The following is a 26,567-nucleotide window of genomic DNA, read 5'->3' as shown; positions in this document are numbered from 1 at the left end:
GAAATGACTGAGGAGCGCGTCGAGCGAGTGCTCGCCGAAGTTCACGACGAGTTCGGCATGATCCGGGTCCTGGAAGTGGCCGATTATCGCTTTCTCGAATTTGGCGAGGCCATCGAGCAAAGCTGCGTGTTCACCGCAGACCCCAGTTGGCTGGAGTATGACTACACCCGCGCCATGCTGATTGGTGCGTTGTGCCATGCCGCACCTGAAAGTGCGCTGTTTCTCGGGCTGGGCGCCGGTACCCTGACCCAGGCGTGCCTGAAGTTCCTGCCCCTGGAGGACGTCGAGGCTATCGAACTGCGTCCGGATGTCCCGCGCCTGGCCATCGAGTACATGGGACTGGATGATGATCCACGGCTTTATATAAGGATTGGCGATGCCCTGGAATTGCTGGACAGCGCCGAGCCTGCCGACCTGATTTTCGTCGACCTGTACACCGATGTCGGTCCAGGTGTCGGTCATCTGGCCTGGGGGTTTCTGGAAAACTGCCAGAAGCGTCTCAACCCCGGCGGTTGGCTGGTGATCAACCAGTGGGCCACCGATGACGGCAAGCCCCTGGGGGCGGCGTTGTTGCGTGGCCTGTATCACCGGCATTACTGGGAGCTGCCGGTGAAGGAGGGCAATGTGATCCTGATCGTACCAGCCGACCTGGAGCAGGATCTGGACATGCCGGGCCTGGTGGCCAGGGCCGAGGCCCTGGCGCCGCGCCTGGGCTATTCGTTGCAATCGCTGATCAAGGACATCCGCCCGGCTACCTGAGATCGTTTTGCAGGTGCTGTTAGCAGCCCTTGAACGATCCCGGGCGTTTTTCCTGCATGGCCCTTATGCCCTCCTTGGCATCGTCGCTGTTCATCAGCTTCTGCACCAAGGGGGGCAAGCCCCGGGCGGCTGCGGCCTCTCCCTCGAGGCACGCCTGGCGCGCCGACAACAGTGTGGCTTGGACCCCCAGTGGCGCCTGTTGGGCGATGCGCTGTGCCAGTTCGATAGCTCGTGGCAACAGGTCTTCGCTGGCCATGACTTCCTGCACCAGCCCCATCCGCAGGGCCTCGTGGGCATCGAATTCATCCCCGGTCAACAACCAGCGCATGGCGTTGCCCCATCCGGCCAGTTGCGGCAAGCGCAAGGTGGCACCACCGAATGGGAGGATGCCCCTTTGCACCTCCATCTGGGCGAAGCGGGTGTTGCTGGCGCACAGGTTGATGTCGGCGGCCAGCATCAGTTCGATGCCGATGGTCAGGCAATAGCCTTGCACCGCCGTGATCACCGGCTTGCTTACCCGCGGCCCGGCGAACACGCCCCAAGGGTCGCAACCGCCAGGAGGCGCCTGCCAGCCCTGGGCCAGGGCGGCGGCTACATTGGCCAGGTCCAGCCCGGCGGTGAAGTGCTCGCCATGGGCGAAGACCACCGCGACACGTGCCTGGCTGTCGGCCTGGAATTCGCCGTAGGCCAGGCTCAATTGATTGAGTAGTTCCAGATCGAAAGCGTTGCGCTTGGCAATCCGGTCCAGGCCAATGAGGAACAGATGGCCACGTTGTTCACGGCTGACGCGACTGGCGCTGGGCTGATTCATAGGGGGTTGTCCTTGGAAGACAAAAGGGCGGCTGTGGGATGATTTGGCGAATAAAGGTGAACCGATTAAGCGAGGCGCCCATTTACCCGGGGCTTGAGCAAAAGTAGCGTGCCGCCCGAGTCTGCGCAAAGCCTGTGGTAATCGGGGGTTGAGCGGATTTTTCCGACAAAAAAAACTCCCTTTTTTAAGTAATTCCGGTATAGTGCGCGCCGGCCTTTAACCGGGCCCCGTTTAGGTAACGCATTTCCCCGAAGTCAGCTTCGGCTGCTTGTCCGCTTCGCGGGCTATCCTTGACGTTCATTTCTTTCAATCGTTTTCGCAAATCCCCGCCGACAAAGCTGCCAGGGTGACTCTCCGAGTCTTACACGGCATGCGCAGCTTTGGAGCATGGGTCTTTGCGGATGCACTTAGAGGCAGACCCATGACCCAGGAAATCGGCGGCTTCGCCGCTCTTGAACTTCATCCCAATATTGTCGCTGCAGTAGTCGCTACCGGCTATGAAGAGCCTTCGGCCATTCAGCAGCAGTCGATTCCGATCATCCTTGCCGGTCACGATATGATTGGCCAGGCGCAAACCGGTACCGGTAAGACCGCTGCCTTTGCCCTGCCTATCCTGAACCGCATCGATCCGTCCAAGCGCGAGCCGCAAGCTCTGATCCTGGCCCCAACCCGTGAGTTGGCGCTGCAAGTAGCAACTGCTTTCGAAACCTACGCCAAGCAAATGCCTGGCGTGACCGTTGTGGCCGTCTATGGCGGTGCGCCGATGGGCCCACAATTGAAAGCAATCCGTAATGGCGCGCAAATCGTTGTCGCCACCCCTGGCCGTCTGTGCGACCACCTGCGTCGTGACGAGAAGGTCCTGGCTACCGTGAACCACCTGGTTCTCGACGAAGCCGACGAAATGCTCAAGCTGGGCTTCATGGATGACCTGGAAGTGATCTTCAAGGCCATGCCGGAGTCCCGCCAGACCGTACTGTTCTCGGCCACTCTGCCGCAGTCGATCCGTGCGATCGCCGAGCGTCACCTGAAGGATCCGAAACACGTCAAGATCCAGAGCAAGACCCAGACCGTTACCGCGATCGAGCAGGCCCACCTGCTGGTTCACGCTGACCAGAAGACTGGTGCGGTCCTGAGCCTGCTGGAAGTCGAAGATTTCGACGCCCTGATCATGTTCGTGCGTACCAAGCAAGCCACCCTGGACCTGGCCAGTGCCCTGGAAGCCAAAGGCTACAAAGCCGCTGCGCTGAACGGCGACATCGCCCAGAACCAGCGCGAGCGCGTGATCGATTCCCTCAAGGATGGCCGCCTGGACATCGTTGTGGCTACCGACGTTGCCGCCCGTGGCCTGGACGTACCGCGCATCACCCACGTATTCAACGTGGACATGCCCTACGATCCGGAATCCTACGTGCACCGCATCGGCCGTACCGGTCGTGCCGGTCGTGAAGGCCGTGCCCTGTTGCTGGTGACCCCGCGTGAGCGTCGCATGCTGCAAGTGATCGAGCGCGTGACTGGCCAGAAGGTTGCCGAAGTTCGACTGCCCGATGCCCAAGCCGTTCTCGATGCGCGCATCAAGAAGCTGACCAACAGCCTGTCGCCGCTGGTTGCCGATGCTGAAGCGACCCATGGCGACCTGCTGGACCGCCTGACTGCCGATATCGGTTGCAGCCCGCGTGCCCTGGCTGCGGCTCTGCTGCGCAAGGCTACCAATGGTCAGGCGCTGAACCTGGCAGCGATCGAGAAAGAGCGTCCGCTGGTGCCGAACAGCGCTCCGCGTGGCGAGCGTTCCGAGCGCTATGGTGATCGTCCTGAGCGTGGCGAGCGTGAGCGTCGCGCACCGATGCCGCTGGCTGAGGGCCGTGCCCGTTGCCGTACTGCGCTGGGTGCGCGCGATGGTATTGCCGCCAAGAACCTGCTGGGGGCGATCCTCAATGAGGGTGGCCTGGCTCGTGAAGCCATCGGCCGGATCCAGGTGCGTGACAGCTTCAGCCTGGTAGAACTGCCGGAAGAAGGCCTGGATCGTTTGCTGACCAAGCTCAAGGACACCCGCGTAGCTGGCAAGCAGCTCAAGCTGCGTCGCTACCGCGAAGATTGATCGGCTCGCGAGCTGATTGATCAGGCAAAGAAATCCCCGACTGGTTCGGGGATTTTTTTTGCCTGCTGCGCCAGCTGTTCAATCGAAGCGATAGATATCCATGCCCAGCGCACCCAGGGTGAAGCCTTGATGGACCAGGCCGAACGTGTCGCCGGCGCCTCGGGCGAAGTACAGCGGTAGCAGGTGTTCATCGCTTGGGTGGCTGCGTACGGCATGGGGGGCCTGTTGTCGATAGGCGTGCAGGGCACTCTCGTCATTGGCAGCCAGGTGCTGGATCATCCAGTCGCGAAAGGCCTTGGCCCAGGGTTCGACGCTTTCCGGGCCGGCATGCCAGTCCAGTTCCCGCAGGTTGTGGGTGATGCTGCCGGAGCCGATCAACAGTACGCCCTGGGCCCTCAGGCTGGCCAAGGCGTGGCCGATGCGAGTCTGCAGGGCCGGTCCTTGCTGGCTGGGGAGCGACAGTTGCACGACCGGGATATCTGCTTGTGGATACATCAGCGATAGCGGTACCCAAGTGCCGTGATCAAAAGGGCGGTGCTCGTCCAGTTGTGCCACGAGGCCGTTGGCCCCCAGCAGCTGCACGACTTGCGCGGCCAGTTCGGGGCTTCCGGGGGCGGGATACTGCACGGCGAACAAGGCCGCCGGGAAACCGCCGAAGTCGTGCCAGGTTTCTGGATGCGGGTGGGCACTGACTCGCAAGTCGCTGCTTTCCCAGTGGGCCGATACCACCAGGATCGCCCGGGGGCGTGGTAGCTGTGCGGCCAGGCGGGCCAATGCCGGACCGCTTTCGCCGGGTTCCAGGGCCAGCATGGGGGAGCCGTGGGAAATGAACAGGCTGGGGAGCATGAAGAAGGTCCTGAGGGTTAAGATGCGCCATCTTCAATCAGGTCATCGATCTAAATCTAATATAAGTTTTAGGGCTTTTTGATCGAATTCCAAGGGTGTTTCATGCAAGCAGATTTTTGGCACAAACGCTGGGAGCAGGGGCAGATCGGTTTTCATTCGACAGAGGTCAACCCCTATCTGCAGCAGTACTGGCCAGGCCTTGGCCTGGCAGCGCAGAGCCGGGTGCTGGTGCCGCTGTGCGGCAAGAGCCTGGATTTGCTCTGGCTCGCCGATCGTGGGCATCAGGTGTTGGGTATCGAGCTGTCGCAGAAGGCCGTGGAGGATTTTTTCCATGAGCATCAACTGCAACCAGAGACCCGTCAGCAAGGAGCGTTCACGGTCTATGCCCAGGGGCCGATCCAGATCTGGTGTGGCGATTTTTTCGCCCTGACCGCCCAGGACATCGCCGATTGCACGGCCTTGTACGATCGTGCGGCGATGATTGCCTTGCCCCAGGAAATGCGCCAGCGCTATAGCGCACACCTCAACGGCCTTTTGCCAGCTGGTACTCGTGGCCTGCTGATTACCATGGACTACGATCAGGCCCAGCTGGACGGGCCGCCATTCGCGGTACTGGATGATGAGGTCCGACAGCGTCTGGAGGGCAGTTGGCAACTGCAGGTGGAGACCGAACGGGACATCCTGGGTGAGAGCTGGAAGTTTCTCCAGGGCGGCGTCACCCGCCTGGTGGAGCGGGTCTATCGCCTGGAGAAGCAGCGTGAACGCTGAGCGTTCCTGAGTCCATGCAAAAGGGCGACTTGCGTCGCCCTTTTGCTGGTTGCCGTACTGCGGATCAACCGCGGCGACGCAGGGCGTCGATGCGATCTTCCAGTGGCGGGTGGCTCAGGAACATGCGAGCCAAGCCTTGCTTGATGCCACCGTTGATGCCAAAGGCATTCAGGGTGTCGGGCATGTGCACTGGCAGGCCTTGCTCCGAACGAAGGCGCTGCAGGGCGCCGATCATCGCATTGGTGCCGGCCAGGCGGGCACCAGCTTCATCGGCACGGTACTCGCGCTGGCGCGAGAACCACATCACGATGGCACTGGCCAGGATGCCCAGGACCAGTTCGGCGACGATGGTCGCCACGTAGTAGGCAATTCCCTGGCCTTCTTCGTTCTTGAAGATCACCTTGTCGACGAAGTTGCCGATGATCCGCGCGAAGAACATCACGAAGGTGTTCACCACGCCCTGGATCAATGCCAGGGTGACCATGTCGCCATTGGCGACGTGGCCGATCTCATGGGCCAGCACGGCCTTCACTTCGTCTGGCGAGAAGCGCTCCAGCAAGCCTTGGCTCACGGCTACCAGGGCGTCGTTCTTGTTCCAGCCGGTGGCGAAGGCATTCGCTTCGTAGGCCGGAAAGATCCCGACCTCCGGCATCTTGATGCCAGCCTCGCGGGACAGTTGTTCAACGGTCTGCAGCAGCCATTGTTCATGGCGGGTGCGCGGTTGGGTGATGATCTGCGTGCTGGTGCTCATCTTCGCCATCCACTTGGAGATGAACAGCGAGAACAGCGAACCGGCGAACCCGAAGACCGCACAGAAAATCAGCAGCTGATTGAGGTTCAGATCAACCCCGTTGGCCGCCATGAACCCGTTGAAGCCGAAAAGGCTCAGGGTGATGCTGGCAATCAGCACGACCGCAAGGTTAGTGGCCAAAAACAGCAGGATTCGCATCATGGTTGTAGAAATCTCCTCAAGCTAAAGATGTTGCGTACCGCGGGGTATATAAGGCGCGACAACGCCCTATTCAATACAGCTTCTATTTCAAACTATGTCGCATGGAAAAGGAGATGACGCTGGCGTGACAGCTTCATGACCAGCCGTCGCACGCAGTCATCACCTGGTTGCAATGCAGACCCTGTGACAGTGGATGCGATGGAAAGTGCAAGCTTAGTAGAGGGGGGCGGAGAAGGTCAGCGAAGATGTGTTGCTGAATTAATCGCAGTGCGATCAGGGAAGGATCGCACTGCGTTATCAGAATTATTGACGGTAGGACTTGAGGAAGTTGCCGATCCGGCCAATGGCCTGCTCCAGGTCGTCGACCCGAGGCAGGGTGACTACGCGGAAGTGGTCCGGCCACGGCCAGTTGAAGGCTGTGCCCTGGACGACCAGGAGCTTTTCCGAAAGCAGCAGGTCGAGGACGAACTTCTCGTCATTGTGGATCGGGCAGACTTTCGGGTCGATCCGTGGGAAGGCATACAGCGCGCCCATGGGCTTGACGCAGCTGACCCCGGGAATGTCGTTGAGCAGTTCCCAGGTGCGGTTGCGCTGTTCCAGCAGGCGGCCAGGCGGCAGGACCAGGTCGTTGATGCTCTGGTAGCCGCCCAGGGCGGTCTGGATCGCATGCTGGCTGGGCACGTTGGCGCACAGGCGCATGTTGGCCAGCATGTCGATGCCTTCGATGTAGCTCTGGGCGTGGTGCTTGGGACCGGAGATGGCCACCCAGCCGGAGCGGAAGCCCGCCACGCGGTAGGACTTGGACAAGCCGTTGAAGGTCAGGCACAGCAGGTCCGGGGCCAGGGAGGCGGTGCAGATATGCACGGCGTCATCGTAGAGGATCTTGTCGTAGATCTCGTCGGAGAACACCACCAGGTTGTGCTGGCGCGCCAGCTCCAGCATGCCCAGCAGCACTTCCTTGGGGTACACGGCGCCGGTGGGGTTGTTCGGGTTGATGATCACTAGGGCCTTGGTGTTCGGGGTGATCTTGGCCTTGATGTCGGCGAGGTCGGGCCACCAGTTGGCCTGCTCGTCGCACAGGTAGTGCACCGGATTGCCACCGGCCAGGCTCACCGCGGCGGTCCACAGTGGATAGTCGGGGGCCGGGACCAGCACTTCGTCGCCATTGTTGAGCAGGGCCTGCATGGCCATTACGATCAGCTCGGATACGCCGTTGCCCAGGTAGATATCCTCGATGCCGATGCCTTCCACCTGCTTCTGCTGGTAGTACTGCATCACAGCCTTGCGCGCGCTGAACAGGCCCTTGGAGTCGCTGTAGCCCTGGGCGGTCGGCAGATTGCGGATCACATCCTGGAGAATCTCGTCCGGTGCCTCGAAACCAAAGGGCGCCGGGTTGCCGATGTTCAGCTTGAGGATGCGATGGCCTTCCTCTTCCAGGCGTTTGGCGTGCTTGAGCACTGGGCCGCGAATGTCATAACAGACGTTGGCGAGCTTGTTCGATTTGCTGACCTGCATGGCGATGTGTTCCCGAAAATGAACGATCCAGGCGGAGGATGAACTACCGTACTGGGAATCCTGCCGTGTGACACCGGCTGTAGCTCGCGCCGGCTGCGGCAGAATCCGTTTGAATGGGTGTAGCGCGGCTGCCAGACTGGCGTCTGACGAGGCGCAATCATACGTGCCGCCCGATCCGTGGAAAAGATACAGATCGGGCTTTTTCCGTTGCAGAGGAAGGACCATGGAAAAGCTGGAAAAAACCCTGGAAGAATGGCGGGCCATGCTCGATCCCGAGCAGTACAACGTCTGCCGGCTCAAGGGCACCGAACGTCCGTTCTCGGGCAAGTACAACGCCACCAAGACCGATGGGGTGTACCACTGCATCTGTTGCAATGAGCCGCTGTTCGACTCCAGGGCCAAATTCGATTCCGGTTGTGGTTGGCCGAGCTTCTACGAGCCCATCGCCGATAGCGCGATGATCGAGATCCGCGACCTGAGCCACGGCATGATCCGCACCGAAGTGGTCTGTGCCAAGTGCGATGCCCACCTGGGCCACGTGTTCCCGGATGGCCCGCCGCCCACCGGCCTGCGCTACTGCATCAACTCCGTCTGCCTGGACCTGGTAGCGCGCTAGGCGAAAGGACGGCTCCATGGAGTAATGCCGATCAACTAAGGAAAGGGTGGGAGCGTGGCTTGCCCGCGATGGTCGTTAACGCTAGCGCTTATTGACTGGATAAACGCAGCGCTCTGAAGTCCATCGCGAGCAAGCTTCGCTCCTGCAGGGTTCGCCTCGCTTGACTGGCTGGTATTGGGCTCCATGGGGCCTATTTTTTCGTTATTTAAATTGTTCACAATCTAATTGAGCGCTATTTTTATCCGTTCCCAACCTTCAATGGAGTTGCTGCCATGACCGATGCGTTGCTGACCATTCCCTGCACCACCATCAAGGGTGAGCAGAAAACCCTGGCGGATTTCGCTGGCAAGGCCGTGCTGGTGGTCAATACCGCCAGCAAGTGCGGATTCACGCCCCAGTACAAGGGGCTGGAGGAATTGTGGCAGACCTACCGGGACCAGGGCCTGGTGGTTCTGGGTTTTCCGTGCAATCAGTTCGGCAAGCAGGAGCCGGGCGACGAGGGCGCGATCTCCGAGTTCTGTGAGTTGAACTATGGCGTGAGCTTCCCGCTGTTCAAGAAGATCGAGGTCAATGGCGAGGGTACCCATCCATTGTTCGTCCAGTTGAAGAAGCGGGCTCCCGGGCTCCTGGGGTCCCAGGGGATCAAGTGGAATTTCACCAAGTTCCTGATCGATCGTGAGGGACGGCTGGTCAAGCGTTTCGCTCCGACCACCAAGCCCCAGGACCTGACTCGAGAGATCGAAGCCCTGCTCAAATGAACGACTCGCCCGTGGACTCACTCAAGCTCGATAGCCAACTGTGCTTCAAGTTGTATGCCGCATCCCGGGCCGTGGTGCGCGGCTACAAGCCGATGCTCGATCGCCTCGGCCTGACTTACCCGCAATACCTGGTGATGCTGGTGTTGTGGGAGTGGCATGCACAGCCTCCGCCCCTGCCGACGGTCAAGGCCCTGGGCGAGCGGCTGGCGCTGGACTCCGGCACCCTGACCCCCTTGCTCAAGCGCCTGGAACAACTGCAACTGGTGCAACGCCGGCGTTCCGGTCGTGATGAGCGCGAGGTGCACCTGAGCCTGAGCGAGGCGGGACTGGCCCTGCGCGAGCAAGTCCCGCCGCTCAAGGCGGCGCTGCTGTGCGACAGCGGAGTCGATCTGGACAACCTGGGCCAGCTGCGTGATGGCCTCGATCGCTTGCTGCAACAGATCAGAGCTTTGTCGTAGTCGGTACCCAGAGGTCCAGCAGGGCGATCAGCTCTTCACGCCGGAAGGGCTTGGCCAGGTAGTCGCTCATCCCGGCAGCACGGCAGCGCTCGCGCTCCTCGGGCATGGCGTTGGCGGTCAGGGCGATGATCGGCAGGTCCGGCCAGCGCCCGCTGCGGCGGATCTGCCGGCTGGCCTCGTAGCCGTTCATGACCGGCATGTTGCAATCCATCAGGATCAGGTCGAAGGCGCTGTGTTCCAGCTGGTTGAGCGCATCCAGGCCATGGGCGGCCACGGTGACCGAGCACCCCAGCTTGCTCAGCATGCCCTTGGCCACCAGTTGGTTCACCGGGTTGTCTTCTACCAGCAGGATGTTCGCCCGGCGGATCTGCGCCGGCATTTCCAGCTGTGCATCGTTGAGCGTGACGGGCTCGGCCTGCAGTGAGCGCCGCAAGGTCTGATACAGCGCATTGCGCGCCAGCGGCCGCGCCTGTTGTTGCAGCGGTGCCAGGGCACTGGCCTGCTCGCTGGGCAGGAAGCTGCCGTAGGCGGTCACCAGCAGGATCGGCGCATTGATGGCCGGGCGCAGGCCGAACAGGCATTCCGGGCAGTCGGTAATCAGCAGGTCGGGATGCCGCCCGGCCAGGGAGTCCTCGATATTGCACCGCTGGTAGCTCAGGCCCCAGGCCGGCAGCAGGCTGTCCAGCAGTTCCGCCAGGCCGCTGCCGGCATCGGTGATGGCAATGATCTTGCCGGACAGCATCGGCAGCGGTGTCGCCGGGGTGTGGCATGGCAGTGGCAGGTCCGCGCAGAACTGGCTGCCGAAGCCGACTTCCGAGCTGATGCTCAGGCGGCCGTTCATGGCCTCGCAGAGATTATAGGTCAGTGCCAGGCCCAGCCCGGTGCCGCCAAATTGCCGGGTAATGCCGGCACCTGCCTGGGTGTAGGGCTGGAAGATCTTGGCCTGGGCTTCCTGGGCGATACCGATGCCGGTATCGCAGATTTCGATACGTACTCCATCGCCCAGGGTACTCAGGCGCACATCGACCCGGCCGAAACGCGTGAACTTGAGGGCATTGGACAGTAAGTTGCTGACAATCTGCCGCACTCGCGTTGGGTCCCCCAGGACCAGCGCGGGGAAGTCCGGGGCAATCAGGCAAGCCAACTCGACGCTGGCCGCCGCGTTCTGCGACAGCAGGTTGGCGGTGTCCTCCACCAGGACCCCGAGATCGAAGGGAATGTGCTCGAGCTCCAGTTGCCCGGCGTCGAACTTGGACATATCGAGGATATCGTTGAGCAACTCCACCAGGACCTTGCCGGAGTCGTGGGCAATGGACAGTTGCTGGCGTTGCTCCGGGTTCAGCGGGCTGTCCAGGGACAAGGCGATCATGCCCAGCAGGCCGTTGAGTGGGGTGCGGATCTCGTGGCTCATGGTGGCCAGGAACGCAGCACGTGCCTGGGCCATGTCCAGTGCTGTGCGTCGCGCCGCTTCCAGTTCTTCGTTGGACTGGCTGAGGCGAGCATTGCTGGCCTTGAGTTCGGTGGTACGGGCCGAAACGATGTTCTCCAGCTGCCCGAGGTACTCGGTCAGGCGATTTTCGGCATTGCGCCGCTGCTGGATTTCGGTGGTCATGATCTCGAACTGCTGGTTGGCGACCTTGACCAGCACCCCGACCTCGTCGTTTTCATGGCCAGGAGGAAACTCCAGCTTGGCCTGCTGGGCACTGCGCGGGTCGCGGCTGCTGAGCTCGCGGATCACACCGACCAAGGGCTTGGTCAGCATCACGTAGAACAACCCCAGGAGAATCCCGGTGAGGATCAGGCTGCGGGCAAACCCGTTGATCAGGGTGACTTCGGCGCGGCGCAGGAAGCGGCTGCCGAAAGCGTAGGTGTCGACATCCAGGTGCAGGGAGCCCAGGGACTCCTCCGGCAGGTGGCTGAGGTACAGGCGATCCTCGAACTGGCGGTCGGCGCCGAACAGGAAGTCGCTGATGGCCCGGTAGCGGCTTTGCAGCGGTGGGCGCTCGACATTGGCCAGCAAGGTATTGTTGTTGTCGATCAACTGCGCACGGATGATTGCCGGGGAGCGCAGCAGGCCCAGGGTCAATTCCTGGGCCAGTTCGGAATCGATGTTGTAGGCGATCCGTGAGGCCGGATTGTGACTGATTTCCAGTAACGCATGGATTTCACGATTGATGGAGGCGTCTTCGCTGGCATAATCGATGCCGATTTGCAGCAGACTGAGCGCGGTCCCCAGAATGAAACCCACCACCACGGTGAGCCGAGCCTGTTTATAGGACAGGCGGTTGGTGAAATTGATATCCATGGGGAGTTGAACCACTTTCGTTTCCCTTCGCTGCGCAAGCATAGCTGATCATCTTGGGTTGCCGGCTTGGCCTGGCAGCAGCTGATAAGGCGATAGACCCCTCGATCAGGACTGCGTTTCGTCTGTGTGCCGCATCATTACCTTGAACGTGCCTGAGGAAAAGTCGTGGATGCTCGATTGATTGCATTTCTTGAACGCGCCGATGCGGTTCTGGCCCGGATCGAACCCCTGTTGCCAACCCCGCGCCAGTCTATCGACTGGAGCCAGTGCCTGGCTGCTCGCTGGCAACGCGAAGGCCGCAGCGGTTTCCTGCTGCCACTGGAGGTCAGCCTGGACATGCGCCTGAGCGACCTGATCGGGGTCGACAAGCAGCGTGAACAGCTGGCGCGCAATACCCAGCAGTTCCTCGACGGCCTGCCGGCCAACCATGCCCTGCTCTGGGGCTCGCGTGGCACTGGCAAGTCCTCCCTGGTGCGGGCGCTGCTGGCCGAGCACGCCAGGAGCGGCCTGCGCCTGATCGAGATCGAGCGCGACCACCTGGCGGACCTGCCGCGAGTGGTGGAGCAACTGGTCAAGCTGCCCCAGCGTTTCGTGCTGTTTTGCGACGACCTGTCCTTCGAGTCGGGCGAGGGCGACTATCGGGTGCTCAAGAGCGTGCTCGACGGCTCCCTGGAGCAGGCCCCGGAGAACGTCCTGCTCTACGCCACCTCGAACCGCCGGCACCTTGTACCGGAAAAGGAGAGCGATAACGAGAACTGGAAGCGCGTCGATGGCGAACTGCACCCCAGCGAAGCGGTGGAAGACAAGATCGCCCTGTCGGACCGCTTCGGCCTGTGGTTGTCGTTCTACCCCTTTACCCAGGAGCACTTCCTCAATGTGGTCGAGCACTGGATCGGCGAGCTGGCAGGCAAGGCCGGCCTGAAGTGGCAGCGCGACGAGGCGCTGGACATTCTCGCGGTGCGCTGGGCCACCGGCCGTGGTAACCGCAATGGCCGCTGTGCCTATCAATTTGCCCGCTACTGGGTGGGCTTGCAGTTGTTGGAGCAAAACGCATGATCGATTTACAAGGGACCGGACAGGGCCTGGACGGCTATGGGTTGCTGTGTGCCCAGTTGCAAGCGCTGCTGGCCGATGAGCGCGACTTTATCGCCAACGCGGCGCAATTCTCGGCATTCCTGTTCAGCCAGCTCGAGGACTTGAACTGGGCCGGGTTCTACCTCAATCGCAACCAGGAGCTGGTACTGGGCCCGTTCCAGGGCCAGATCGCCTGTGTGCGCATTCCTTTCGGGCGCGGTGTGTGTGGTACCGCGGCGGCCACCTTGCAAACCCAGCGAGTGGAAGATGTGCACGCGTTTGCCGGGCATATCGCTTGTGACAGCGCGTCCAACAGTGAACTGGTGGTACCGCTGGTCAAGGAGGGCCGACTGATCGGTGTGCTCGACCTGGACAGCCCGAAGCTGGCGCGCTTTGGGGCAGAAGACCAGGCAGGCATCGAGCGCCTGGCGCAGATCTTCCTGGACGCCAGCGACTGCTGAGCCTTCAGTGGCCTAGTCCGGCCTTGCTCAGCAAGGCCGCCTGGTCCACCGGGTCGATCTGCTGCGGCGTCAGGAAGCGCTCGGCGTACTGCTGGTAGATCCGCTGCTGGATGAACAGCTGGAACAGTTGCGGATCGATATGGGCATCGCGGCACATCATGGCCATGATGCCCAGCGCTTCGCTCAGGGTCTTGCCCTTCTTGTAGGGTCGGTCTGCGGCGGTCAGGGCTTCGAAGATGTCGGCGATGGCCATCATGCGGGCCGGCAGGCTCATCTGCTCGCGCTTGAGCTGTCGCGGATAACCGCTGCCGTCCATTTTCTCGTGATGGCCACCGGCGATTTCCGCCACGTTCTGCAGGTGGCTCGGGAAGGGCAGGTGCTCGAGCATGATGATGGTTTGCACGATGTGGTGATTGATCACATAGCGCTCCTCGGCGGTGAGGGTGCCCCGGGGAATGCTCAGGTTGTACAGCTCGCCACGGTTGTACTTGTGGAGCGGCATCTGCAGCTTGAAGCCCCAGGGATTGTCCGCCGCGAGGATCTCCGTGCTGTCACGTTCCAGCAGGTGGTCGGGGCGGTCGGCCAGCAGCGGTTCATCCACTGGCAGTTCGGGGGCGGGCGTGCGCTCCAGGCGCTGGCTTTCTGCCCAGGACACGCCCAGGCGGTTGTCCAGGGTCCGGCTCCAGGTCCGTTGGGCGATGCGTTGCAGTCGCTGCTGGTCGGCCTCGGCCATGAACTCGGCACCGAGGTTGCAGCGGGCGACGAAGGCGAATTCCTCGTCCAGTTGTTGCAGGCGTGCATCGCGTTCGCTGGCCTGGGGCACCTCATCGGCACCCTGGGCCAGTGCCTTCCAGTAGTCGATCCAGACATCGCGCTTGAGCACCTCGAAGCGGGTGCGAATCTCATGGATACGATCGTTCAGGGTTTCCAGCTTGGTGGCTTTGTCCACCACGTACTCGGGGGTGGTTACCTTGCCGCAGTCGTGTAGCCAGGACGCGACATGCAAGGCCTCCCAGTCGTCCTCGCTGGGCTGGTAGGCGGCGAATCCGGGCTCCTGGCTGGCAGCGGCAGCTTCGGCCAGCATCAGCATCAGCGCCGGCACCCGCTGGCAATGGCCGCCGGTATAGGGGCTCTTGGCGTCGATGGCACCGGCCAGCAACTGGATGAAGGCGTCCAGCAGTTGCTTCTGTTTGTTCTGCAGGCGCTGGCTTTCGATACACAGTGCGGCGGTGGCTGATACCGCCTGGATGAAGGCGATGCGGTCCGGGCCGAGCTTGTCCATGTCGGCCTCGCTGCCGCTGTCTACCAGGAACAGCAGTAGCATGCCCACCGTCTCGTTGTGCCGGTTGCGCAAGCGCACGCCCACCAGGTGGGCGCTGGGGCTGTCCAGGGCCAGCAGGATACGTTGCAGGTTGCCGGCCTGCTCGAAGCCCAGGGTGGTGACCACGTTGTCGTTGTTCGCCAGTTGTTGCAGCCAGGCTGGGTTATGCGGGTCGGCCAGGTCCTGGGTGGCGATATCGAAGGGCGAGAGGTCCTGGGGTTGCCCGTCGATGATCAGGCCATGGGGTTCCAGGCGCGTGCCCTTGCTTTCACAGAGATAGATCAGCCCGGCCTGGGCCTGGGCGATCTTCACCGTCTCGAACAGCACTCGTTGCAGCAGGGGATCGAAACGGGTTTGCGAGGACAGGCTGGCGTTGATCTCGAAGAAGCTGGCCAGGGTGCTCTTCATTCGGGTCATGGACACGCTCAGTTGATCCACTTCCAGGACCGGAGAGCGGCGTGATGCCGGGTAGTGGAAGTCGAAGCTGCGGATAGCATCGGCTTCCTGCACCAGGTTACGCAACGGACGGACCAGGATGCGTGATATCAGCCAGCCCAGGGGCAGGCACAGCAACAGGGTCGTCAGGGTGATCAGCGCACCTTGCCAGCGCAAGCGGTAGGCATCGGCCAGCAACTCGTCCTCGGGTACCAGCAGGTTCAGTTGCAGGCCGCCGGGTCCGCCTTCGGCGATATGGCTGCTGGCAACTATCCAGTTGCGACCCTGGACTTGCAGATGGCCGTCCACGGTCTGGCCTTGAAACAGGGCGTTGAGCACCGGGTTCAGGTCACTGGCCTTGATCAGGCGGGCGGAGCGCTGTTCCACCAGCAATCTGTGGCTCTCGGGATAGGCCACGACGTTGCCCAGGTCGTCCAGCAAGGCCACTTCGGTGGTGGCGGTGACGCGGTGCTTGGCCAGGGTCGAAGACAGTTGCTCCAGGGTCAGGTCGGCGGCGATCACTGCCATCTTGCCGCTGCTGCGGGCCAGGGTGGTGCCGACATTCAGCGTGGAATAGAAGACATACGGCCGGGTGGTGATCTGGTCGGCATTGCCTCGGGCATTAGCGAACCAGTCCCGGGTCCGGGGATCGTAGCGCTCGTCGGGGTGATCCAGGCGCCCGAGCAGCACCAGGTTTGCGTCATAGAACAACGATTGCGACTTGACCTGGCCAGTACTGGCGTTGCGCTCGATGCTCCATACCTCATAGGCACTGTTGGCGGGAGCCTGGCGCTTGTCCTTGATCTCGCTGTTGCGCAACGGCCGCACCATGAAGAAGTCACCGTTGGCGTACCCCAGGTACAGCGATGCCAGGTCGGAATTGTCCAACAGGGACTGGCTGAATGGCTGGAGCAACTCCAGCCGCTGCTCCAGGTTCGGTGCCTGGGTCGCCGACCTGGTCGCCAACAGGCTCAGCACATGGCGGATGGGTTCGTAGGTGGATTTCAGGTCGCTGCGTACGTCCTGTTCTATGCGTTGGAACAGTTTTTCGCTGCTGCCGAGAATGATGCTTGTGGTGGCCTGATAGTTGTAGATGCCCAGCACCACTCCAGTCAGGAGCAGCAACAGGGTGAACATCGCACTGATATGAATATGGAGGGGGAGACGGCGTTGTGCGGGCAATGGCGTGCTCGGCATTCCAGTTCTCTCCAAAGGCACATCAGGCATGACTCAGGAACCAAGCATAGTTAAGGCAGGCATTCCTGCTGCGATCTTGCTTGGAAGTTGATGGCGTTCACTCATTCGCAGATGAGGGCGCGGGGGAGAGGATAGTGGCTTTTTGATATTTGTCTGGCAAGAGACGTTTTTTAGTCGCGCTTGCCAGGCTCTCGGGTGGGAGCGGCGGGTGTGGTGAGGCCCATGGCTTAGGGCGATTCGGCAGTCGCTTGTCGATGACGCTCAAGATGTCGATGCAGGGATTGGGTGAACCGCACCAGCTCCAGGTCCAGCTCATCCACAGCGTTGCCGATCAGTTCGGCTCCAGCGCCTCCCAGGCACGCCAGCTCGAGGGCTTCGCAACATTCATGTAACGCGTCGGCTCCGGCCATCAGTGCCGAGCCCTTGATCTTGTGGGCCAGTGGGCGCAGTTCCTGGAGATTGTCGGGGCTGATCCGGACCAGCAGGCGGCGGTCGTCATGACAGCACTGCAGCAACTCCTTGAGCAGGCGCAGGGCAAATTGCGGTTCGCCACGGGTCAGGGTGCGCAAGGCCGCCATCTTGAAACAGTCTGCCCGGGGCTGTGGATCGAGCATGGCCAGCTTATGGCTCAGCACGCCGATGCTGAGGGGCTTGAACAGGCAGTCGTGCATGCCGGCATCCAGGCAACGCTGGACTGTCTGCGGGTCGTTGCTGGCGCTATAGCCGATCAGGGTGATCGCAGGTCTCCGCTCCAGGGCTTCATCCTGGCGTATGGCCTCGGCCAGTTCATAGCCGTTCATCACGGGCATGTTGCAGTCGACGATCAGCAAGTCGAAGTCCCCGGATTTCCACTGCTGGTAGGCCTGCAACCCGTCCGCGGCACTGGTGACCCGGTGCCCGAGGTATTCCAACTGCCCACGCAGCAGCACCAGGCTCGCGGGGTGATCGTCCGCCAGCAGGATATCCAGTGGCTGGCTGATGGAGGGCAGTACGGCTTCCTCCTTGGCCGGGACAGGCAGCGTGCGACCGGTCAGCGGTAGCCTGACACGCGCTTCGCTACCGGGGCCGTTGCGCCCGTGCAGGGTCAGGCTGCCCCCCATCTTCTGGCACAGGTGATGGCTGATGGGCAGGCCGAGCCCGGTGCTGTCCCGGGCCGACTGACCGTCAGGCTTGGATTGGGCGAAAGGCTGCAACAGCACACGCTGGCGCTGTGATTCGGCAATGCCGATGCCTGTGTCCAGCACCTGCAGGCGCAGCCTGAAGTGTTCCGGGTGCTTGTCGGGCACCAGCTGCAACCTGACCCGGACCTCGCCCCGATGGGTGAACTTGATGGCGTTGCTCAACAGGTTCGATAGCACCTGCTTGAAGCGCAGGGCGTCGATCAGGACCAGGGGCTCGGGGTCCGGGACCTGGTACTCAAGGTTCAGCTCCAGGTGCTTCTGGCGAGCCAGGATCAGGAAGATGCTCATCACCGAATCGACGCAATCGCGCAGGCGAGTCCAATCCGGGGCCAGTGACATTTGCCCGGATTCGATCCGGGTTACATCCAGCAGGTCGGCCAGCAACTCCCGCAGGTCCCCGGCCGCCCCAAGCGCCAGCTCGATGGAGGAGCGGTTCGGGTCCTGGGCCTGGGTGCGCTGCAGCATCAGCTCCAGCAAGCCGATGAGGGCATTGAGCGGCGTGCGTATTTCATGACCGATGTTGCCCAGGAAGCGGCTTTTTATCCGGCTGGCCTCTTCGGCCTGTTGCTTGTCGGCTTGCAGGGCCTGGCTCGTGCGCAACGTTGCCTGCAGCAATCGGGTGCCTTGGCGCAGTTGCCGATACAACCAGGCCTGGCCCAGCAAGGCCGCCAGTAGCAACGTGGTCATTGCAATCAGTGCGGGGTGTTGCAGCAGGAAGTCGATCATTGCCGTGGTTCATCAACAGGGCAGGGTGGCAGGCAGGGAGATTTCATATCAGTTCGTGGCGCTTGGCCATATTCACCAGGGTGTTCATGGAGGCAGCGGCCAGTTTCTGCATGATGCGCTTCTTGTAGGTGCTGACGGTCTTGTTGCTCAAGAACATCCCCGTGGCTATCTGTTGGTTGGTTTGTCCCATGGCGAAAAGCTGCATGACCATCAATTCCCGGTCGCTCAGGGAGTTGAACTGTGCCATCTCCAGGGGAGCGCCAAGGGCAGTGCGGCTGGCCTGCATGGCCTGGCTGGGAAAGTAGTTATAGCCGCTGTGGATCGCCTTGATGGCGCTCAGCAGCTCGCTCAGGTCTTGCTGCTTGCAGACGAAGCCGCTGGCGCCGGCACGCATGCAGCGATTGGCGAACAAGGCGGCGGACTGAGCGGTCAGGACCAGGGTTCGCACAGGCCGGGGCATGCTGCCAAAACGTTCGAGCAACTCTAGGCCATCGAGCTTGGGAATGCAGATGTCGAGGATGATCAGGTCCGGTTCGTGCTCGCGGACCATTTGCAGGGCATCGACGCCGTTGTCGGTTTCACCGATGACCGCATACCCCTCGTGTTCCAGGAGAAAGCGGATGGCCAGGCGTATGACAGGGTGGTCGTCAATGATGAGTACAGAGCGCATACGGACCTCCTGTCGATGAGTGGAAAGTTCGAACAGTAGCCCAGCTGTCTTGGGGAAGGCGTGGCGAAAAAGACCGTGGAGCGAATTCGAGAACGGTCCTACAGCGAATAAGGGGAGGTATTACAGTCAGGTGGCACGCAGAGGAAGCCCCTGTCGGGGAGGCGAGGGGCAAAGGCCGCCCCCGGGAGGAGGCGGCCGATGCTTCAAGGTGCTTTCTGGTCGATACCGGCCTGCAGCAGTTGGCTGTCACTGTGGCCGCCGACACGCAGCGGGCCCAGGTTGAACACCTGGTCCTTCTGGGTGGCGTCGTCCTGCTTGCGGGTCAGTTCGTTGCCACTGCCCAGGGCCAGGTTGACTGGCGACTTGGACAGGTTGACCCCGACGTCGACGCGGTAGTCCGAGCCGGCCAGGGCGGTGCTGGTGACTCGCGAGCCGCCGAGGTCGACACGTCCGTCGCTGGCGCCGATGCGTGCTCCGGTCAGCTTGGTTTCACCGCTCACCGACAGATTGACGCCCTGCCGGCCACTGATGCCCGAGGCCTGCTGCACGCTGTCCTTGGCCTGGTGACTGAGGTTCAGGTTCAAGGTCGGGGTGTAGGAGGTGTTGCCGCTCTTGTCGCCGAACAGCACGTTTTCCGTGGTGTTGGCCACGCTGGCGCCAGTGGTGGTCTTCTCGTTGACCGAGTAGCTGTCGCTGGTCTTGGGCCAGAAGCGGTCCTTCAGGCTGGAGAAGCGATTGCCCAGCGCGTCGGCCTTGTCGGCGAGATAGCCCTTGGCCTTGTCCACGCTGTTGCCGATGGCGCCACGAGGCTCGGGGTTGACGTCGTAGCTGGCGCTGCGGCTGAGCTTCTCGCCCAGCCGTTCCTTGGCGTTGTCGGCCTGGCTGACCAGGCTGTCTTTGGCCGAGCCGAGCTTGTCCACGCCCTTGTCGACGGCGTTCTCGAGTTTTTCCCGGTGCTTGCCGAAGCTCTTCTCGGCCTTGGCCTGCAGATCGTCCTTGAGCGGACCGGCGGGTTTGGCCAGCTTGCTCACCAGGCCAGGCTGGTTCTTCTCCGCGTCCAGCTTGGCGTCGATGTTGACCTGGGTGGAACGCACCTGGTCCTGGCGGCTTTCGATGCTCAAGTCACCGCCAATCGCTCCGTCGACCCGCTGTGCGTCGATGTGCGCACCGGCCAGTTGCACGTTGCCGGCACTGGCGAGCACAACCTGGTCGGCCTTGATCAGGCTGTCGTGCTGGGTACTGTTCTGGCGCCGGTCGACGTCGATCTTGGCCCGGGCGTTGATCCCGTGGGCGTTCTTCGCCGAGCCCTGCTCGGCGTCGGTCGGGGTGGTCTGGCTCAGGTTGGCCCCGGCGCCCAGGGTCAGGCCCCAGTTGTTATGGACCTGGGTTGCCTGCGCCGACTCCTGGTAGATACCGCCCTGGGCGGCATCGAGCACCACCTTGCCGGCATCGACCCGGGTGCCTTGCAGGTGGATCGCAGCATCACCGCTGGCGCCGCTGGCGAGCGTGACCTGGCCCTGGCTGTAGAGCTGGCCGCCACGCTGGTCCTGGTCCTGCTCGGAGACCCGGCCGATGTTGAAGTTGGCGCTCAGATTGGCGTTCTTGCCGCTGCTCTGCTCGCTGCTGGACTTGCCACCACCGGCGGTGAGGCCACCGCCCAGGTTGCTGCCCTGGCTGGCGTGGGTATTGGTCGCGGCTTGCAGGTCGAGCTTGCCACCGGCATTGAGGCTGATATCCCCGGTGGGGCGCGCGGCGTTGCCGATCTGGGTACCTTGCAGGGTCAGGTTGCCGCCACTTTCGAGCTGCACCTTGCCCTGGCCCTGGATGCTGGCGACCTGCGCCTGGCTGTCCTGTTGGTCCAGGCGCTTGTGGTCCAGCTGGAGCCCGGCGCCGACGTTGAGGTTGGTGCCGCTGCTGCCGGGCAGGGTGCCCAGGCTCAGCGAGGCATCGCCCCGCAGGCTGGAGTTGCTGCTGTCCTGCTTGTCAGTGGCCTGGTTCAACGCCAGTTCGCCGCCGGCCTTGATCTTCACGTCGCCCTGGCCGCCATTGAACTGGCTGCCCTCGAAGCTGGCGTCGCCGGTGAGCTTGATTTCCACGCCCTGGCTGCCGGCATAGCTGCCCACCTGGGCTTTCTCGGTGCTGCTGGTGACGGTGCTGCTGCCACCGGCGCCGCTGCCGCGGATGTTCAGGTCTTCACCGGTGTTGGTGTAGACCCGTACGCCGACCTTGGCGTCCACCGCCTGCTCGCTGCTGCTGTGAGTGTCCTTGGCGGCGCTGGCCACCAGGCTGCCGGCATCGATCTTCACCGCGCCGTCGGTGGCGCGGTACTGGGTGCCCTGGTCCTGCAGTTGGCCGTCGGCCTTGACCTGGACCTGGCCACCGCTCAGTTGGCTGACCACTGCGGTGCTGGCGCTGGTGTCGAGTTGGCGGTTCTGGTGGCTGACATCCACGTCCAGCCCGATGTTGGGCTGTTCCAGGGCGTCGAGCACCCCAGGCTGGTGGAACTTGCGCTGGGCCACGCCCTGGACGGCCTTCTCGATGGGCCGGGCCACGCCCTTGTACTCGACGTTGGCGCCGACATCCACCGCCCAGTTGTTCTCCTGGTGGTGGCTGCTTTCGCTGTTGTGTGCGGCGCGGTTGTCGATTTGCCCGGCGCTGACTTGCAGCTTGTCGCCGGCCTTGACCTGGGCGCCCTCGGTGCTCAGGCGATTGCCGGCGCTGATGGTCAGGTTGCCGCTGGCGGCGATGTTGCTGGTTTGTGCGGTGCTCTTGCTGCTGCTGTCCTGGCTGCTGTTATGGGCTACCTCCACGCCGTTGCCGGCCCGATCCAGGCCGCCGGTGTAGTAGAAGCCGCCACCAGTGGTGGTGCTGTCGCTGTGCTTGTCCTGTTTGTCGTGCGCTGCCAGCAGCTCGACGTTCTTGCCGCTCAGGCTGGCATCGCCCGCGGTGGCCGCCACTTTGCTGCCCTGGATGCTCACGTCCTCGCCGGCACTGACCGCCAGGCTGGTGCCGCTAAGGCTGGACGCCTGTTGCCGGGTGCTGTCGCTGCTGTCGTTGCGCTGCTGGTCCTGGTAGCGCACGCCGGCCCGGTACTGGCCGCTGCCGGGTGCGGTCTGCTTGGCGTAGGCGTCGAAACCGCGCTGTTGCGAGCTGCTGCTGGTGTGCTGGGTATCCTCGGCCGCTGTCACCTTGACCGAGCCCTTCGCGCTGGCGTCCAGCTGACCCTTGGCGCTGACCTGGGAACCACTGACGATCAGGTCCTTGGCGCTTTGCAGCTTGAGGTTGCTGTCCGAGCGTACTTGGCTGCCGACGGTGGTGCTGGCCTTGTTCTGCTGGCTGCTCTCGTCCTTGGCGATGCCGAAGAACTTGCTGTCCTTGTTGTGGCTATTGCTGTGGCTGGTGTCCTGCACGCCGTCGATGGTCAGCGAACCGTCGTCGCTGATAACGCTGGCCTGGGTGCCGCCCCGGGCCTGGCTGCCGCTGATGCGCACGTTGTCGGCCTGCACGATCAGCTTGCCCTCGGCATTGACCTTGCTGCCCTGGTTCTGGGTCTTGCCCTGGTCGCCATCGGCGTTCTTGCCGAAGAAGCCCCCGCCCACCAGGTCGCCGGAGTAGCGTTGCTCGCTACTGCTGCTATGGCGGCTGGCGCTGGTGATATCCACGTCTTTGGCCGCCAGTTGGATATCGCCCTTGCTGTGCAGTTCAGCGCCTTCCAGGCGTAGCTTCTGCTTGCTGTCGAGTTGCAACTGGTTGCCGCTCTTGAGCTGGCTGGTGATGCTGCGCTGGTCGCTGCTGGCGGTATCCCAGGTTTCCTTCCACAGGTGCTTGCGGTGCTGGCCCTGGTCGCGCTGGGTGTGGGTCTCGGTGGCGGCGGTCAGTTGCAGGTCGCCACCACTGTTGGCGGACAGGCTATTGCCGGCCTCGATGCTGCTGGCCTGCAGCCGAGTGTCGGCCCCCGAGTTCAATTGCGCGTTGTGTTGCGCCACCACCTTGTTGCCGTGCTGGCGGCTGTCGCTGCTGGTCTCGGTGCGGTCGTAGGTTTCCCAGGTAATGCCGATGGTGCTGTTGTCCCACTGCTGGCGTTTTTCCTGGAGCTTGCGGCTTTCGATGCTGCTCAGGGTCAGGTTGCGCCCGGCGTCGAGCTTGACGTTGCGTCCGCTGACGTCGGTGGCGGCCAGGTCCAGGTCGCGGCCGCCATGCAGGTCGATATCGCCCTGGCTGCGCAGGTCGGCCCGGTTGGCGTCGAGGCTGTTGGCCACGGCCTGGCCACGGATGTCCAGGTCGCCAGCGGAGCTCAGCTTGATGCCATCGTGACCGTCGATCTGTACCGCGCCAACGCGTACCCCGGCGCCTTCGGCGGTGCTGACGATATTGATCCGCCCGGCGCGCATGGCTCCGAACAGGCTGGCGTCGATGCGCTGCTCCTGGGTGTGGCCGGCCGGGTCGACCTGGCGTACCTGGCCTTTGGCATCGAGTTGGTTACGCCCTACGGTCAGGTTCAACTGATCCTGGGCCTTGAGCTCACCGCGGCTGTCGATACGGGGGGCGATCAGGTTGATCGAGCCTTTGTCGTTGCGCAGGCCACCGCCCTGGATGTCCAGTTGGCCCCGTGCGTCGCGGGTGTTGAGCCCTTGCAGCTTGCCGTCCTCGAGTTCCGGACGGCCCACCACCAGGCTGGCGTTGGGGGTGTTGAGGAAGCTGCCACCGTTGACCGAAATGCCGTTGGGGTTGGCCAACACGAAATCGGCGGCGGTACCGGCGATTTCCTGGATACCGTTGAGCTGCGAGGCATTGCGGCTGATCACTTCGTTGAGGATCACGCTGGCCGCCTGGCCCTGGAACTGCGGGTTGGCCGCCACCTGGCCAGCCAGTTGCGAAGCTGCCTGGTGCAACACATCGCTGTTGTTGTTGAGCACTACGCCTTGCTGGCCGACGTTGTAGTCCAGGAACTGGTTATGGGACAGGCCGCCGGAATTGGGGGCGACGATGTTGACGATGGGCACGCCACCCTGGTCTTGCAGGATCGGCACGCCACCCGGGCCCTCGACCACGGTGATGCCGCCGGCCAGGGCCAAAGGCAGGTGGGAGACCAGCAGCAGGCTGGCGATGGTCCAGCGCAAGGTGCCCTGGGGCGAAAGGTGGAACCTGTGAGTGTTGTCAGGCATGAGAACCTCGTTCTAAGTAGGTGAGCCGGGCGTTGCTTTCTGTGGTCAACGGCCCATGGGGCTCAGGTTCATCGATTGATTCAGGCTAAATCGGCGGTTGGTCAGATCTGCAGGCTGATCCTGGCCAGCCAGGTTTCCGGCTCCGTTCGCAGGCCCTGCGGCGTTTGCAGGCTGCGTTGGTAGTCGAGGTCCAGCTGCAGTTTTTTCCAGGCCAGGTTCAAGCCCACGCTGGCACCGGCGAGGTGTCGGCTCTGGGCGCCGTGGTCGGCCTTGATCCAGCCGTTGTCCAGGGCCAGGCGTGGGGTGAGTTTCACCGGCAGGTCGCTGTCCAGGGGCAGGCGCAGGGTGTTGCGCCACACCGCGCCGATGGCCCCGGAGACACTGTTGACTCGGTAACCGCGCACCGCCGAATCGTCGGTGGCCAGGAGTTGCTCGATCGCTGGCAGCGGGTCCGGGCTGTACTGCGCCGAGAGTTGGCTCTGCCATTGCCAGCGTTGGCCGCCCAGTTGCCCGTTGCGCCATTGGCTGAGGCTGGCGCGGTACTTGTGGAACTGTGCCTTGGGCAGGTTGCGTTGTACTTGTTGCGAGTCGCGGTCGGCACCGAACCAGGTCAAGCCCTGGGCATAGTTGACGTCCAGGTTCCATACCGCGCTGTTGAGCCAGAACAGGTTGAGCCCGGTCTCGGCCACGGTCAGGGTCGGGCTCTGGATCTGCAGATGGGCTTTTTGCAGGTAGCTGTCGACGTCCTTGTAGGCCAGTTGCAGGTTGGCGCTGAGCTGGTGGCCCTGGCCGCGCCACAGCACCCGGTCGGCACGGGCGCTGACCATGTCGGTACGGCCGCTGTTGTAGAGGGTGGTGCGGGCCAGCTTGAGCGGCGAGCGGTATTCGGCATGGCTGGCGAACAGGCTGTAGGTCCAGTAGCCATAGGGCACGGAGTAGAACAGGCTGCTGCTGCGGCTGTAGCGTGGCCCCTGGTTGAGGGTGTCGCTGTAGTTCAGGTTCAGCGCATCGTTGAGCTGCAAGGGGCTGTCGAGGTTGAAGTTCAATGACTGGCGGTCGCGCCCGGTGCCGGCGCTGCCGAGGTTGTCCAGGCCAAGTCCCAGGCCCCAGCGCGCAGCGCTGCTGCGTGAGCGCAGGATGATCCGCGAAGCGCCAGGTTGGCTGCCCGGGGCGATATCGGCAGTCAGGTCCAGCGAACGCAGGCGATTCAACTGGTCCAGCCCCTGTTCCAGGTCCCGCAGGTTCAGGGGCTTGCCGAGCACTCCCGGGAACGCCCCGCGCAACGACACTGGCAGGCTCTGGTCGGCCAGTTCGATGGCCTCGACGTAGCCTTCCTCGATCAGGATATCCAGGCTGTGCCCGGCGGCCGGAGCGCTGGCCAGGTAGGGGCGGCTGGCGATGTAGCCGGCCTCCACATAGAGGCGGGTGAGGGCGGCCAGCAACTGGTTGATCTGGTTGACCCCCATGCACGGCGCCACGTACGGCTTGATGAAGGCATTGACGCGGCTCTTGTCGAACAGGCTGACGCCACCGATGCGTGTACCGCTCAACGGCCAGCAACGGCTGTCGCTGGCGGTTTGTTCGGGCACGCCGGCCTCGGTCTTGGTACCGCTGAAGCTGCCCCGTTGCATCTGTCGCTGGCGCTGTTCCAATTGCAGCTGTTGCAGGTTCTGTTGTTGCTGCTGTTGCAGGCGCAGGGCTTCCTGGCCGGGTTGCAAGTCGTCGCCCTGGGCCGGGCCCAGGTACGCCAGGCCCAGCAAACAAACCAGGCCCCAACCGCCGGTGCGAATAGGAAGAGAGCGTTCAGTACGTGATGAATGGGGCACTTGGTGTCCTTACTGTAAAAAGGCCAAGTGACGAACAACAGAGAAGCCGGTTAGCGGGCTCAACTAGTGACGTCGCTTTTAGTTCTGCCCTATGAACATCAAATCCCAACGACAGCTATATCGAGGAGCAATGTTCAAGTGCTCGAGAGTGACAGTTCCTGAGTGAGTACCGGGTGATTCAGTGCAGTTTCAGGTATGACAAAAGGGTTGAGTGAGTAGCCGTGGAAACGTTACAGCGCAGCGCGGATTTATTTTTATGGAGGGCGTTCAGCGGGGAAATTTCCTGTTGAAATCGAGACTATCCGAAACCAAAAGTACTATTTGTACGTAAATTGTAAACGCATAGAAGGCTAACTAAATTTTACTCCTGGCCTTTGCTGGCAAGGCTTTCGCCAGAAATGACAGATGCTGGAAGGTGGGACGCCTGATGGATTTAGGGTGGAGATGTTTAATTTTGTGAGTCTTTTGGAATATTCAGTAGTGAACTAACTAGTTTCATCTTGCGGTTTGTCTTGTTAGTTGAGTTGTTGCTCTATTTTTTATTTAGGGTGATTTCGTTTTTAAACTAAGGGTTTTCCTTAGAATCATTCGGTTGTATTGCTTGCGGCGATCTATGGGTGTTTTCGGG

Annotated in this window: 18 protein-coding genes; 8 read left to right on the top strand and 10 right to left on the bottom strand. The window is 62.4% G+C overall.

Annotated elements, in window-relative coordinates:
- The first annotated feature begins 3 nt into the window (after positions 1-3).
- Positions 4-759, top strand: a complete 756-nt coding sequence (locus tag C4K39_RS30485; RefSeq protein WP_068581667.1) for a spermidine synthase — start codon at positions 4-6, stop codon at positions 757-759.
- A gap of 19 nt (positions 760-778) precedes the next feature.
- Here C4K39_RS30485 and C4K39_RS30480 read toward each other — a convergent pair whose 3' ends face one another.
- Positions 779-1,570, bottom strand: coding sequence for a crotonase/enoyl-CoA hydratase family protein (locus C4K39_RS30480; protein ID WP_124348225.1), 792 nt, complete (start codon positions 1,568-1,570; stop codon positions 779-781).
- A gap of 421 nt (positions 1,571-1,991) precedes the next feature.
- Here C4K39_RS30480 and C4K39_RS30470 point away from each other — a divergent pair, with 421 nt between their 5' ends.
- Positions 1,992-3,665 (top strand): DEAD/DEAH box helicase, encoded by a 1,674-nt coding sequence (locus C4K39_RS30470; RefSeq protein ID WP_068581661.1) that lies wholly within the window; start codon positions 1,992-1,994, stop codon positions 3,663-3,665.
- A gap of 78 nt (positions 3,666-3,743) precedes the next feature.
- Here C4K39_RS30470 and C4K39_RS30465 read toward each other — a convergent pair whose 3' ends face one another.
- The gene (locus tag C4K39_RS30465; protein ID WP_068581658.1) at positions 3,744-4,511 is read right to left on the bottom strand and encodes a DODA-type extradiol aromatic ring-opening family dioxygenase; all 768 of its coding nucleotides are present in this window, start codon (positions 4,509-4,511) and stop codon (positions 3,744-3,746) included.
- Between the two features lie 102 nt (positions 4,512-4,613).
- Here C4K39_RS30465 and C4K39_RS30460 point away from each other — a divergent pair, with 102 nt between their 5' ends.
- Positions 4,614-5,279: a thiopurine S-methyltransferase gene (locus C4K39_RS30460; protein WP_124348224.1), complete on the top strand. Its 666-nt coding sequence runs from the start codon at positions 4,614-4,616 to the stop codon at positions 5,277-5,279.
- A gap of 64 nt (positions 5,280-5,343) precedes the next feature.
- Here the strand turns inward: C4K39_RS30460 and htpX are convergent, their stop codons facing one another.
- Both htpX and C4K39_RS30450 read right to left on the bottom strand, forming a co-directional pair.
- Positions 5,344-6,231, bottom strand: a complete 888-nt coding sequence (gene htpX / locus C4K39_RS30455; RefSeq protein ID WP_068581651.1) for a protease HtpX — start codon at positions 6,229-6,231, stop codon at positions 5,344-5,346.
- 303 nt (positions 6,232-6,534) lie between these two features.
- Entirely contained in the window at positions 6,535-7,746 is a 1,212-nt protein-coding gene (locus C4K39_RS30450) for a pyridoxal phosphate-dependent aminotransferase (RefSeq protein WP_068581647.1), read from the bottom strand.
- Between the two features lie 223 nt (positions 7,747-7,969).
- Here C4K39_RS30450 and msrB point away from each other — a divergent pair, with 223 nt between their 5' ends.
- The 3 genes from msrB to C4K39_RS30435 all read left to right on the top strand — a co-directional run bounded on the left by msrB (position 7,970) and on the right by C4K39_RS30435 (position 9,578).
- Positions 7,970-8,362 carry a peptide-methionine (R)-S-oxide reductase MsrB gene (msrB, locus tag C4K39_RS30445; RefSeq protein ID WP_068581644.1) on the top strand — a complete coding sequence of 131 codons (393 nt, stop codon included), beginning with the start codon at positions 7,970-7,972 and terminating at the stop codon, positions 8,360-8,362.
- A 272-nt stretch (positions 8,363-8,634) separates the two neighbouring features.
- Positions 8,635-9,120 carry a glutathione peroxidase gene (locus tag C4K39_RS30440; protein WP_124348223.1) on the top strand — a complete coding sequence of 162 codons (486 nt, stop codon included), beginning with the start codon at positions 8,635-8,637 and terminating at the stop codon, positions 9,118-9,120.
- A complete protein-coding gene (locus C4K39_RS30435) occupies positions 9,117-9,578 on the top strand; it encodes a MarR family winged helix-turn-helix transcriptional regulator (RefSeq protein WP_124348222.1) in 462 nt (153 codons plus the stop codon). Before C4K39_RS30440 ends, C4K39_RS30435 begins: the two co-directional genes overlap by 4 nt.
- Here the strand turns inward: C4K39_RS30435 and C4K39_RS30430 are convergent.
- A complete protein-coding gene (locus C4K39_RS30430; RefSeq protein ID WP_068581633.1) occupies positions 9,562-11,883 on the bottom strand; it encodes a hybrid sensor histidine kinase/response regulator in 2,322 nt (773 codons plus the stop codon). The genes C4K39_RS30435 and C4K39_RS30430 overlap by 17 nt on opposite strands.
- 165 nt (positions 11,884-12,048) lie before the next feature.
- Between C4K39_RS30430 and C4K39_RS30425 the strand changes: the two genes are divergently transcribed.
- Together C4K39_RS30425 and C4K39_RS30420 are read left to right on the top strand one after the other, a co-directional pair.
- Complete coding sequence (locus tag C4K39_RS30425; RefSeq protein WP_124348221.1) at positions 12,049-12,939, top strand: ATP-binding protein; 891 nt, start codon at positions 12,049-12,051, stop codon at positions 12,937-12,939.
- A complete protein-coding gene (locus C4K39_RS30420) occupies positions 12,936-13,418 on the top strand; it encodes a GAF domain-containing protein (protein WP_068581628.1) in 483 nt (160 codons plus the stop codon). Before C4K39_RS30425 ends, C4K39_RS30420 begins: the two co-directional genes overlap by 4 nt.
- Positions 13,419-13,422: 4 nt before the next feature.
- On the opposite strand, the gene C4K39_RS30415 is transcribed toward C4K39_RS30420, so the two are convergent.
- The 5 genes from C4K39_RS30415 to C4K39_RS30395 form a co-directional block, all read right to left on the bottom strand.
- A complete protein-coding gene (locus C4K39_RS30415; protein ID WP_124348220.1) occupies positions 13,423-16,371 on the bottom strand; it encodes an HD domain-containing phosphohydrolase in 2,949 nt (982 codons plus the stop codon).
- 227 nt (positions 16,372-16,598) lie between these two features.
- The gene (locus C4K39_RS30410; RefSeq protein ID WP_124348219.1) at positions 16,599-18,278 is read right to left on the bottom strand and encodes a response regulator; all 1,680 of its coding nucleotides are present in this window, start codon (positions 18,276-18,278) and stop codon (positions 16,599-16,601) included.
- A 43-nt stretch (positions 18,279-18,321) separates the two neighbouring features.
- Positions 18,322-18,948 carry a response regulator transcription factor gene (locus tag C4K39_RS30405; RefSeq protein WP_124348218.1) on the bottom strand — a complete coding sequence of 209 codons (627 nt, stop codon included), beginning with the start codon at positions 18,946-18,948 and terminating at the stop codon, positions 18,322-18,324.
- Positions 18,949-19,151: 203 nt separating this feature from the next.
- Positions 19,152-24,113, bottom strand: a complete 4,962-nt coding sequence (locus C4K39_RS30400; protein ID WP_124348217.1) for a hemagglutinin repeat-containing protein — start codon at positions 24,111-24,113, stop codon at positions 19,152-19,154.
- 101 nt (positions 24,114-24,214) lie between these two features.
- Positions 24,215-25,939, bottom strand: a complete 1,725-nt coding sequence (locus C4K39_RS30395) for a ShlB/FhaC/HecB family hemolysin secretion/activation protein (protein ID WP_124348216.1) — start codon at positions 25,937-25,939, stop codon at positions 24,215-24,217.
- Positions 25,940-26,567 lie beyond the last annotated feature (628 nt).

Origin of the sequence: Pseudomonas sessilinigenes (assembly GCF_003850565.1) — a bacterium.
Taxonomy (GTDB): Bacteria; Pseudomonadota; Gammaproteobacteria; order Pseudomonadales; family Pseudomonadaceae; genus Aquipseudomonas; species Aquipseudomonas sessilinigenes.
Note: the sequence above shows the minus strand (reverse complement) of the source record. Positions and strands in the feature narration are given on the sequence as shown.